Annotated in this window: 10 protein-coding genes and 3 pseudogenes; 5 read left to right on the forward strand and 8 right to left on the reverse strand. The window is 50.7% G+C overall.

What is annotated here, in order from left to right:
* Positions 1 to 23: 23 nt before the first annotated feature.
* The 6 genes from ribB to EH55_RS08665 form a co-directional block, all read right to left on the reverse strand.
* Positions 24 to 1,184 (reverse strand): 3,4-dihydroxy-2-butanone-4-phosphate synthase, encoded by a 1,161-nt coding sequence (gene ribB, locus EH55_RS08645; RefSeq protein WP_051682773.1) that lies wholly within the window; start codon positions 1,182 to 1,184, stop codon positions 24 to 26.
* 74 nt (positions 1,185 to 1,258) lie between these two features.
* A complete protein-coding gene (gene lat, locus EH55_RS08650) occupies positions 1,259 to 2,626 on the reverse strand; it encodes an L-lysine 6-transaminase (protein ID WP_037976773.1) in 1,368 nt (455 codons plus the stop codon).
* A gap of 124 nt (positions 2,627 to 2,750) precedes the next feature.
* A complete protein-coding gene (locus EH55_RS13870) occupies positions 2,751 to 2,927 on the reverse strand; it encodes a ferredoxin (protein ID WP_081839513.1) in 177 nt (58 codons plus the stop codon).
* A gap of 78 nt (positions 2,928 to 3,005) precedes the next feature.
* Positions 3,006 to 3,779, reverse strand: a complete 774-nt coding sequence (locus EH55_RS08655) for a flavodoxin family protein (protein ID WP_037976777.1) — start codon at positions 3,777 to 3,779, stop codon at positions 3,006 to 3,008.
* Between the two features lie 230 nt (positions 3,780 to 4,009).
* Complete coding sequence (gntE, locus tag EH55_RS08660; protein ID WP_037976779.1) at positions 4,010 to 5,335, reverse strand: guanitoxin biosynthesis PLP-dependent transaminase GntE; 1,326 nt, start codon at positions 5,333 to 5,335, stop codon at positions 4,010 to 4,012.
* 22 nt (positions 5,336 to 5,357) lie between these two features.
* Positions 5,358 to 6,059, reverse strand: a complete 702-nt coding sequence (locus tag EH55_RS08665) for a cysteine hydrolase family protein (RefSeq protein WP_037976781.1) — start codon at positions 6,057 to 6,059, stop codon at positions 5,358 to 5,360.
* 1,077 nt (positions 6,060 to 7,136) lie between these two features.
* Here EH55_RS08665 and EH55_RS14780 point away from each other — a divergent pair.
* The 5 genes and pseudogenes from EH55_RS14780 to EH55_RS14745 all read left to right on the forward strand — a co-directional run.
* Complete coding sequence (locus EH55_RS14780) at positions 7,137 to 7,418, forward strand: transposase (RefSeq protein WP_218105889.1); 282 nt, start codon at positions 7,137 to 7,139, stop codon at positions 7,416 to 7,418.
* 25 nt (positions 7,419 to 7,443) lie between these two features.
* Positions 7,444 to 7,602 (forward strand): transposase, encoded by a 159-nt coding sequence (locus EH55_RS14785; protein WP_201769365.1) that lies wholly within the window; start codon positions 7,444 to 7,446, stop codon positions 7,600 to 7,602.
* 56 nt (positions 7,603 to 7,658) lie between these two features.
* Positions 7,659 to 7,988, forward strand: a pseudogene (locus tag EH55_RS14790) (transposase); the annotation flags it as partial.
* Between the two features lie 230 nt (positions 7,989 to 8,218).
* Positions 8,219 to 8,922: pseudogene (locus EH55_RS13875) on the forward strand (IS5 family transposase).
* 21 nt (positions 8,923 to 8,943) lie between these two features.
* Positions 8,944 to 9,068: pseudogene (locus EH55_RS14745) on the forward strand (transposase); the annotation flags it as partial.
* Between the two features lie 448 nt (positions 9,069 to 9,516).
* Here EH55_RS14745 and EH55_RS08685 read toward each other — a convergent pair.
* Both EH55_RS08685 and EH55_RS08690 read right to left on the reverse strand, forming a co-directional pair.
* Complete coding sequence (locus EH55_RS08685; RefSeq protein WP_037976788.1) at positions 9,517 to 9,777, reverse strand: hypothetical protein; 261 nt, start codon at positions 9,775 to 9,777, stop codon at positions 9,517 to 9,519.
* A 368-nt stretch (positions 9,778 to 10,145) separates the two neighbouring features.
* A complete protein-coding gene (locus EH55_RS08690; RefSeq protein WP_037976790.1) occupies positions 10,146 to 11,345 on the reverse strand; it encodes a hypothetical protein in 1,200 nt (399 codons plus the stop codon).
* Positions 11,346 to 11,478: the final 133 nt, after the last annotated feature.

Raw genomic sequence — 11,478 nt, forward strand, 5'->3', positions numbered from 1 at the left:
AATTTGCACCACAGGCGCTTTCTTTACGCTGAATGAAGCGCTGCTGAGAATGCCACATCGGCAATGGGATGAGTAAGCAGGGGCACGTGCTCCGTTATTTCAAGCCCCCAGCCCGCGAGTCCTTTTATCTTTGCTGGAGTATTTGTGATTAAGCGCATCTTATGCACACCAAGCCTTGAGAGTATCTGTGCGCCCGTCCCGTATTCACGCATTGCGCTTGAAGTGTTTGCACCGGAACCGTGCTCTCCGTTTCCGGCTGCTTTAAGGTTGGCAAGGATTTCATCGCGTCCTAATCCGCGCCTGATGTATACCAGAATACCCCTGCCTTCCTTTTCTATCATTATCATTGCCTCGTGGAGTTTGTCGCAGCAGTCGCAGTCAAGCGACCCAAGCAGGTTGCCCGTAAAGCATTCTGAGTGAACACGGGTAAGCACCGGTTCGGGACCTGAGATATCGCCCTTTATGAGCGCGATATACACCAAAGAAGGATCAGGGCCGTAAGGATCGGTATACGCCCGGCACTCAAAACTGCCCCATCTTGTAGACAGCCGGGCTGATGCCTCTTCCTTAACAAAGTTTTCGCGTAACGCGCGCCAGTGTATGAGCTCTTCGACGGAAATTATCTTCAAGCCTTCGCGTTCTGCGAATTCTGTGAGCTGCGGCAGACGGGCCATCGTGCCGTCGCTTTGTATGATCTCACATATAGTACCGGCCGGATTGAGACCGGCAATTCTGGCGAGATCGACAGCGGCCTCGGTGTGGCCAGCACGCTGAAGCACTCCGCCCGGACGTGCGATGAGCGGAAATATGTGCCCCGGGCGCCTGAAGTCTGCCGGCTTTGAATCCGGATTTGCCAGCGCACGTGCCGTCTTAGCACGTTCGGCGGCAGATATTCCGGTTGTGGTCCCGACGAGCTTGTCTACTGAAACAGAAAAAGCCGTGCCCTGTGCCTCTGTGTTCTCTGACGTCATCGGTACAAGTGCAAGATTGTCTGCCTGTTCACGTGACACTGGTACGCATACGAGCCCTTTTGCTTTTGTGATCATGTAGTTCAGATCTTCAGCGCGGCACTTGTCCGCAGCCATAACTAGATCACCTTCGTTTTCCCTGCTCTCGTCATCGACAACTATAACCATTTTGCCTTTTTTTATATCGGAAACAGCTTCCTCTATTGTGTTGAACATGAAGTTTGCACCTCCTTAAAAAAAGGAGGCCCCGAATATACTGGGGCCCCGGTTGTAGAATTATACGTAACCTGCTACGACAGAAATACTTTCTTTGCCGCAGAACGCGATATTTCGATGCCATGCTCGATGTCTGACACCGGAACATTGAGTGCCGGACGGAAGCGGACGGTCTTCGCGCCGCAGCCGAGAATAAGCATTCCCTCATTGCGGCATTCAGCAAGGAACTTGTCGCGCAGTTCGCCGGTCTTTATGTCGTATGCGCACATCAGTCCTTTGCCGCGGACATTGCTGATGAATTCCGGGAACTCTGCCTGAAGTTTCTGCAGCCCCTTCATAAGCGCAGGCCCCGCCGTGTTCGACACGTAATCAAGGATGTTGTCGTCGCGGTATATTTCAAGGTAACGCTGCGCGCGTACCATGTCAACGAGGTTGCCACCCCAGGTGGAGTTGATGCGGCTCGAAACGTTGAAGCAGTTCTGCTCGTTTTCATCTACGCGCGGACCCGCAACCACGCCGCAGACCTGCGCCTTCTTCGCAAACGCGAAGAGATCCGGCTTTACCGGGAAATGATGCTGCCACGCCCACATCTTGCCGGTGATGCCCATGCCGCACTGGACTTCGTCGAAGATGAGCATTATTTCGCTCTCATCACAGATGTTGCGCAGCTGTTGGAAGAACTCGGTGCGGAAATGGTTGTCTCCGCCTTCGCCCTGTATCGTCTCGATTATTATCGCGCAGTGTCCGTCGGGGTCGTTTGCGATTGCATTCTTAATCTGCTTAATTGACTGCGCTTCGAGCCATTCGGTCTCCTCAAGATGCTCTTCGGGCGGGAAGAATATTTTGGGATTGATCACCCGCGGCCAGTCCGTAAACTTAGCATAGCGCTGGTGTTTGTTCGGGTCGTGGGTGTTCGTCACGGAAAGCGTGTAGCCGGAGCGTCCGTGGAACGCTTCATTGAAGTGAATTATTTTCGTACCTTTGCGGCCGCTGAACGCCCCGCCAAGCGTTATTTTACCCTTTTTGATGAGCTTCTGGACTTTCCAGTCCATCGCGATCTTGAAGCAATTCTCTACTGCAAGCGTGCCGTAGTCGATGAGGAACAGGTGCTCGAAGCCCTCCGGCATCGCTATCTCATGGAACGTCTTCACGAATTCCGCCATGTCCTCCGTGTAGATGTCGGAGTTCGCGACCTTGTTGATCGCGGAGCGGAATACTTTCTCCTTGAATTCGGGGGTGTCGAGCTTAGGGTGGTTCATTCCGAACGGCGCGGACGCGAAGAACGTGTAGAAATCGAGCCAGTTTTTGCCTGTGTCGGCGTCAATGATGTGGCTGCCCTTTGATTTTTCCATGTCTATAACGATGTCGAAGCCGTCGCGGAGCATGACGCTTTCGATTGTCTTGAACACGTCCTTCGGCGCCACTGAACAGGTTAATTTCATCTTAAATACCTCCTGCCTGTGCCGCTTCGGGCACAAGGGTCTGTTTTTCATATCAAAGCCGCCGCCGCACGGCTGGAGTAGGCAGGGTTTGGTTTGCGTGCGGCGGTGGCGTTTTCAGTTTTTGTTACGCCTGCCTGATAGCTCCGGCGGGGCAGTCCTCAAAAGCCATCTGGGCCTTTTCGGAATTGCTCTCTGCTTTGACTACCTTTGCCTTTTCGCCGTCCATCTGGAAGACGTCGGGGCAGGTCTTTACGCACCTCTTGCAGCCCAAGCACTGGGCTTCGTTAATCGTATACTTCATGGCAATACCCTCCACAGCTTAATTAATGTACACTGATAATTTATTTGGTTTATAAACGTTTACCGAAAAGACGCCGTGCTAGTCTTTTGTCGGGATGTCCTTCGTCTTCTTGATCGTCCAGGCCATGTTTTTGCCGAGTATTTCCATGATTTCCTCGCCTTCGGGGTCCTGATACTCACCCCTGCTCGTCCTGTAGCCAAGTGCGCCGCCGATCGAAACAGGCCAGTAGATCGAACCGGGGACTATCATGTTGCAGATGCCGAAGAACATCATGAGCTGTGCCCATGTGAAGTTGGCGCTCGTCCTGCGCGTTACCGCAACCGCAGCTCCTACCTTGCGGTAAAGAAGTCCGTTTTCATACCAGTTGCGCATCTCCGGTGTCGCGTTGTCAATCATTTCCTGAGCTTTGCGCTTCTGCTCGGGATCCTTCAGATAGCGGATATAATGTCCGCGTGCCTCGGCGCATATGCCTGCGCGGTCGATAAGAGCCTTGATTTTCGGGGTCGCAGATCCGAAGTACACGGGGCTTCCAAGGATAATGCCGTCAGCGGCCTTCATCTTCTCAAAGATAGGCCAGAAGTCGTCCTTGAGAGCGCAGACGTCGTACTTCGGCATCCAATACGGCGGGTGCTGGTAACCGCAGTGTGAATAACTGTAGCCATTCTCATCGCCGTCTTCCGCGCAGAGGTCATACGCGCAGCCTTCAATTCTCTTGTTGCGGAGAGGGATGAGCTCCGTTTCGAAGCCTTCCTTTTCGCACTCTTTCAACACGATGTTCATGTAGTAATCGGTGTTGGCGTCCCTTCTCATGCTTCCGGAAATTGCTATTACCTTGCCTAACGAATCAGCCATATTACAATTTACCTCCTCTTATTTTGTGATACTAACCCTCTTCCTCTTGTAACATTTCGCGCATGATATAACCATTAGTGTTTTGCCTCAGTCACCTCCCAGTTTCTGCGTTTTGTCCACATACGATAAACATGCAGGCGCTTTAAACCTTGTTAAAAAGCGGCGCTCCGCTGCAAAAAACTCTGCCAAATCCCTGCGACGGCATATTTCACGCCGCGGAGCGCCTATTTTTATTTTTCTACAGCCGCTATTGATTCGCTCAGCGCCCGCAGCGTCTCCTTGACATCAGCTTCTGTGTGCGATGCAGACATCATGACCGACGGTTCGTTGCCTGACATATCCTTCAGTATTCCTCTGTTAACCATTTCAAACGAGAGCTTTTCCATGTAGACGAAATCGACGTAGTTCAGCACATCACGGTAACTGCTTATCTTTTCCTTGTCGGTCTTAGCAAACCAGAAGACGCCTGGGAAGCCCTGCACGACAAAGTGATATTTGCTCTCTGTCTCAAGCGTTTTCTTTATGCCGTCGAACAATTCCTGACCGCGCTTTTCATATGCGCTCCACACTTCGTCCTTCGCAAGTTCGTCAAGTGTCGCAATCGCAGCCGCCGTAGCTATCGGGTTGGCATTGTATGTTCCGCCGTGCGGGACCTTGCCTTTGCCAGGACCTATCAGACTCATGATTTCACATTTACCGCCGAATCCTGCCAGCGGATAACCGTTGCTCATGGCCTTTGCGTAGGCGCTGATATCCGGAACTACGCCGAAACGCTCTACCGCGCCGCCTCTCGCGATTCGGAAACCAGCTTTTACTTCGTCAAATATAAGAACGATGCCGTACTTGTCGCAGAGGTCACGGAGAAATTTCAAATACCCTTCCTTCGGCAGAAGCACGCCGTTGTCCAGCATAAGGGGTTCGGTAACTATTGCAGCTATCTGGCTAGCATTCCTTTTTACTGTCTTTTCGAGAATTTCGAACTCATTCCACGGCTGGACAATAACTGTATCGCTGTAGCACTTGGGCACTCCTGGGCTGTAGGGAACCGCAGTCGGATTGTCAATGGGGCCCATCTCGTCAAGCGAGGGATACATTGAGAAAATAACGTCGTTATGTATGCCGTGATAGTGTCCTTCGAACTTTACTATCTTCTCTTTGCCGGTATATGCGCGGGCGAGCCTTATCGCATGCATTACAGACTCAGAGCCTGAGCATGTGAATCTGAACATCTCCACATGTTTGCAGAATTTTCCGACTCTTTCTGCCACTTCTATTTCGCGCTCATTCGAAAGTCCGAACAGCACACCATCGTCCATGACATCCCTTACTGCCTGCTGGACTTTGGGGTAGGCGTGGCCAAGGATAACCGGGCCATAGGCCATCCTGTAGTCGATGTACTCGTTGCCGTCGACATCCCATATGTGCGAGCCTTTAGCCCTGTCTATGAAGAGCGTAGCCGGCTTCGCCCAGTAGCGGCTGTTTGACGCTACGCCGCCGGGGATATGCTTCTCTGTTCTTGCGAACAGAGCGTTCGACTTGTCAAACTTGAAAGCCATAAACTTTTCCTCCTTTGCATTATTAAAGATTATTTTTTATGAGTTCGATGATTTCATCCGAGCTCATGACTGTGCAATAAATATTGTTCATTATCGTTAGTTCCGCATCGTGCAGTTCCATAGTTGCGGCTGCGCAGCAGTCCTCTGCGACTATTACCTTAAACCCATGATCTGCGAGGCTGCGTACTGTCGACGCTACACACTGGTCTGTAACTATGCCTGTAACAATGACAGTCTCAATGTCCATATTCCTGATGAGAGTGGCGTAATTCGTGCCTGTTACTACGCTGTCGGTAGTCTTGTTGACTACGATCTCATCCCCCATCGGCTTGAGTTCGTCGACCATCTGTGCGGCGTATGAGTTAACCGGTATAAGCATATTGTTCCAGCCGGGCGTCTTTTGAACGATGCACCTGTCCTCGCCGGTTTCCTTGAGGCAGGCAATGCGCCCGTACGTAACCTCAATACCGTTTTTCCTCATGAACTCAATGAGCTTTTTTGTATTGGGAATAACCACATCGTCAAGTCTGTCGTGGAATGGAACCCAACGATCCCATTCACCGTTTTTCTTGAAACCAAGGGCTTCGCCGAAATCCCTGAGGACAAATTCGTTCTGCATATCTACGACAAGCATGCACGTCCTGCGCGGGTCAATCTTAACTTCCGGCGGGTCGCCGGCTGTCGCATAATAAAATGAAACATATTTCCGTGTTGTTGCAGCCATTTAAATCTCTCCTCCTCTTTTTGTAATAGCAGCCTGTTTTTTATTTTTTTAATTTATCTTGATAAAAAACCAAAACCAAACATTAACGGATATTAAAAAACAAATCTTCTTAAGTTATTTTTCTCATTTTTCTGTCTTAATTTGCCGCTTTAATTTAATAATATTACTTTACACCAGAGTAAGAAAATTTAGTTTTTATATCTGACCAGAAAAATTAACAAATATCACCATACACAGCCGTGTATTTTTGACGCCAGACGAAAGCAGAATATACCGTCTGCATGGCTGCCGCTGCCTCGTCTGAGCGCATTTGCCCACGGCAGGCAGGCATATGAACGTATTTTAACTGTTTACGAATATGGTCAATTATGGTTGAAAAAACCTTGTTTGTCATAAAGAGGCTTGCGTGTTTGGCAAGAGACTCCGTCATGATTATTAACAAATAATGTAGGTTTTCAATAGATGCGTTACAGAGGCCAAGGTCAGATGCAAAGGCTTCCTGAGGATGAGGTTAAGGGAATTTGAACAAATAATTGCGGACATGCCTGCCTGCCGTTAATGTTTAGCCACTACGAAAAACTATAAGGAGGCTGGTGTCCACATTAAATAGGATAGCACAAGATGTCCGTTTCAGAAAAGCTGTAATCAAGTACGTTAAATCTTATGGCGTTAAAAAGGCTGCCATTAAGTATAAGACCAGCAGGACTTTTGTCTACCGGTGGCTGAATAGGTATGACGGGACCGACTCTTCTCTTATGAATCTTTCTAAGCGTCCCCGCCATCACCCTGATGAACATTCTGAGGCAGAACTTAAGCTGATCTTCAATATGAGAAGGCGGAATGAGCACTGCGGGCTCGTCGTCCTGTGGGTCAAACTGCGAAAAAGGGGTATAGAAGAGATATCTCATCTTTGTACAGGGTGCTTGTACAGTATAGGCTTAAACGCCGAAAACTGCCAAATCCAAAGTATGTCCGAGTGGTGTAGAATGGAAGCACTGCAACGGAGGTTTACATTATGGTCAGAAAGAAGCGCACACCTGAAGAAGAAGCACGCCGCGAGGCAATCCGAGCCGAGAATTGCTGAAGACCGCGGATGTCAGCAGCATGGACGACATTCAGAATCTCTTCAAGGAAACGATCGCGGCGTTCATGGAAAACAGGCTCGACGCTGAACTTGAGGACGAACTCGGCTACGGCAGGTACGACAGCAAAAACAAGAGCACGGACAACAGCCGCAACGGACACGGCAGCAAGACCCTGCATACGCGCTTCGGCGACGTCGGCATATCAGTGCCGCTAAATCGTAACAGCGAGTTCGATCCTCAGATACCCAAGAAGAACCAGACGAGCATCAGATAAAGACATCAAGGGAAAGATACTCTCAATGTACGCCAAAGGTATGACCACCTCGGACATCGTAGCCCATATCCGCGACATATACGGCATAGATATTTCCGACACTACGGTAAGCCGCATCACCGACAGGATCTTCCGGCAGCCAAAGAATGGCAGTAGCGTCCGCTTGAAGCCGTCTACGCGGTAGTATTTCTCGACGCGATCCACTATCACGTCAGAAGCGAAGGATAGGTAGTAAAAAAGGTAGTATACATCGCCATAGGCATCGCTCTTGACAGACATAAAGACGTTCTGGGCATGTGGGTAGGAGAGAACGAAAGCGCCAAGTTCTGGGCGTCAGTTCTGAACGGCATGAAGAACCGCGGAGTCGAAGACACCTTCATTGCCTACACTGACAATCTTGCCGGGTTCTCATCCGCGATAGAGGCGGTATTTCCCCGGGCTGAGATACAGAACTGCATCATCCACCAACTCAGGAACTCCGACAAATACGTGTCCTATAAAGATTTAAAGCCGTTGACGGCCGACCTGAAAGCCGTTTACACCGCCCGTCGACGAATCTTCGGCTCTTGATGTGCTGGACGGCTTCGCTGAGAAATGGGATGCGAAGTACCCGAAGATATCAAAGTCGTGGTGGGAAAACTGGGCCGGCCTCAGTATATATTTCAAATACCCGCAGGAGATTAGATAGTGTCTACACGAGAGAAGTGATATAATGGCGTCGAGAAGGGAGAGTCATTATGAATAATGCTCAACATCGACATGATATCGACGACAAAGCATGGGCGAAACTGGAACCCATGCTGCCCGGTCAACGTGGACAGTGGGGCGGTATAGCCAAGGATAATAGGAGATTTATCAATGGGGTATTTTGGATTCTTCGCACTGGCGCGCCGTGGAGGGACTTGCCGCCCGCCTATGGGAAATGGGGCACGGTGCATCAGCGCTTCCGCCGCTGGAGAGACAAGGGCATATGGGATAAAATCCTTGAGGCATTGATAGACGACCCTGATTACGAATGGCTCATGATAGATGCAAGCCACTGCAAGGTTCATCCGCACGCTGCCGGTGCAAGAGGCGGCAATCAGGATATGAGCCGCACAAAAGGGGGCTCAACACCAAGATTCACCTTGCCGTGGATTCGTCTGGTATGCCGGTCAGAGTTATTATCACAGAGGGCACCAGAGCTGATTGCAAGGAAGCTGTACATCTTATTTCAGGGATAGAGGCGGAGAATCTTCTGGCGGATAGAGGCTATGATACGGCAGAGATAATATCGCACGCTACCGCCGCCGGGATGAACGTCGTGATCCCACCGAAGAAAAACCGTAAAATTCAACGCGACTATGACCGTTATCTCTACAGGATAAGACATCTTGTAGAGAATGCGTTTCTATGGCTCAAACGCTGGAGGGGCATCGCTACACGCTATGCGAAGAACACGGCGTCATTCTTAGCCGCCGTCCAGATCCGATGTATTGCAATTTGGCTCAATGTTTTAACATAACTCGTGTAGACACTGTCTAGAAGACTGATGATATACACCACCAATACCCATAGAGGGCTTCAATCGTCAGCTGAGAAAAGTGACAAAATCAAAATCAGCCTTTCCTACAGACGACAGTCTCTTGAAAATGCTGTATTTGGCGATGAAGGACGTCACGAAGAAATGGATGGGCAGGCGTCAGGATTGGAGCGTCATCCATGCCCAGCTGGGCGTGTTCTTAGCAGAGCGCATGCCGGACTGAAACGGTATGGACGTGTACTATAACAGCCAGGCGCCATGCCTAGGGGGCAAGGCTCCGCTTGGCGGCTGGGTTCCAGTTGCCTTGATAAGCGGCATCGCCGGCGCTAACTTATAGACAAGGCGGCAGGGTAGTAAGCCGCTGCCGCCTGTCAAAAATCACGTTCTATTCGCACCGTTCGAGGGCGTTTACACAAAATATGGGGAAGACCCTTTTATTCGCCGGCCTGGCTTTGTTTATTTAAAAGAGCCGTATCCAGCCGACGGGCTGAGCACGGCTCTTTGATTCAACGCGATCCGCCGTCTTATCGAAAGCCTTCAAGCGCGCCCGTCTTTTATTGCCTGGGCGCCGCGCGGTCAGTCTGAAAGGTCGGCCAGCTTGGCCTTTACGCCTTCGAGAGCGCTGAGCTTTTTCTCAAGCTCCTTCGAGATTTCGGCGTCGCAGCAGAGCTGAAGGACCAAAAGCCCGGAGGGGGAGCACGTGCCGGGCGTCGACTGGTCGTGCAGCCCTAGCCTCGTCATTATGGAGCAGCCGTATTCCGTCAGGATGCGCTGCACCTCGACCGCGCTTTTGCCGCGGTCGGCGATTCTTACCGCCATGATCTGATAGCAGTTCATTATCAACCTCTCCTCTTTTTCGTATTTCGTAGCAATTAGAAAACAATTTACTTTATACAGTCTAACATATTTCAGAGGAGGAGGCAATTGAAATTTTTTGTTGTTGCTCTATGATAATGTCCCCCCATAATCGTTCTGAGATAACGCCACTATGAGGCAGATCATGATGAGTATGACATACAAGACCAGCTATAAAGACAGTCGAAACATCGCCCTCTCGCTGTCAGCAAAAGCAGCTTCGAAAGTTGGGAAGATTCGGATGAAACAAGGGCGGCCGCGAATCGCACGGTTCGCGGCCGCCGCAGCTAAGTGGTATATATTAGAAGTCTTGTTTTTCAGCGAATTACAGGGTTCAGGCCCGCCGGTCTTTAGCCGTGCCCTCCGCCGCCGCCTTTGCCGGAACCGCCAGCGCCGGCGGCTTCTTTAGCTTTTTTGAGCTTTTCCGCTCCTTCGTGTCCGGGGGCCTTCGGATCCTCGGAAGTGCCTAAGATTTTCGGTATCCAGTAATCTTTCGTTGCATCGACGATGTTGACTGTGGTTTCTGCCGCTCCTGAAATCCCGGTTACTACACCACTGGTGATGGATAGAGCACTGCCATAGAGGTTGATTTTTTTCAGATCCTTCCTAAACTCGGTACTGCTGTTATCTTCATCTACTACGACATCGGCAAAAGCTAAACTCGCCTCTGCCGTCTGAGTTATGCCAAGTGTGACTCCGAGCCCTATTGCCCCCAACATTCCCAGGACTGCTAATGTTGACACCGCCGGCGCGCCCAAAGCTACAGCTCCAGCCAGTGTGCCCACAGCTGACACGGTGCCGACTGCCGCAAAGGCGGCAGTCGCGAGGAAGACTGTACCTGCGGCTAAAATCTCTCCACCCCTGTAGACAGTCGCCATCGTAAAGTACCTGTTCTTGAACTGTTCCACCTCCTTATCGACTTTATCAGCCATTGCACTTACCTTCTCACCGACTGCATCCATCGCTGCGCCGGCCTTCTCAACGACTGAATCCATCACTTCGCCGGCCTTCTCAACGAATGCGTCTGCCGCCGATACGGCAGCATCAGCGATTGTGTCGGCGGCGTCCGCGACGCTTTGGAGCCCGCTCTTGATTTTGTCGAGCACGGAGAAGTCGAAAGCGTAGGCAGGAGTGGCGAATATATAACTCAGCGCCTTCGCCAGCAGAGTCCTCTCCTCTTCGTCCATACCGGCCATCGCCAACTTCGCCATATCTATGTTGCGAATGTATCTCTTAGCGCTGGCGCTCAGCTCTTTATTCAGGATTCTCAGCTCGAAGAGCATCGCTTTGAGCTCTTCTTTGGTAAGCGCTTTTTTGCCTCCGTATTTGGCGTCGTATATCTGCTTTAAGAAGTATCTGTTGCCCATCTCCGCGTTGAGGAAAGCCTCGATGTATTTGTCGTGCTCCTTCATTATCAGTTCCGTGTACTTCTGCGGAAGGGCGACGCCCTCCGGCTCGCCCCCGGCGGCAAAAACCGCGGGGGCGCTTTGGAATATCATGGCGCACACCAATATCACGGCGGCGGCTCTAAATATTTTTTTACTTTTCATCCGTCAAAATCCTTTCGTATTTTTCTCATGTTCATAGGATAGGCTTTCTTCCATTGCGTCAAGGCCGGAAATCCCGGCGGCGAAGCGAAAAAAGTCTCTCGTTACTTAATTCGGCGATCCCTCCTTACCGTGA

Origin of the sequence: Synergistes jonesii, from assembly GCF_000712295.1 — a bacterium.
GTDB classification, from domain to species: domain Bacteria; phylum Synergistota; class Synergistia; order Synergistales; family Synergistaceae; genus Synergistes; species Synergistes jonesii.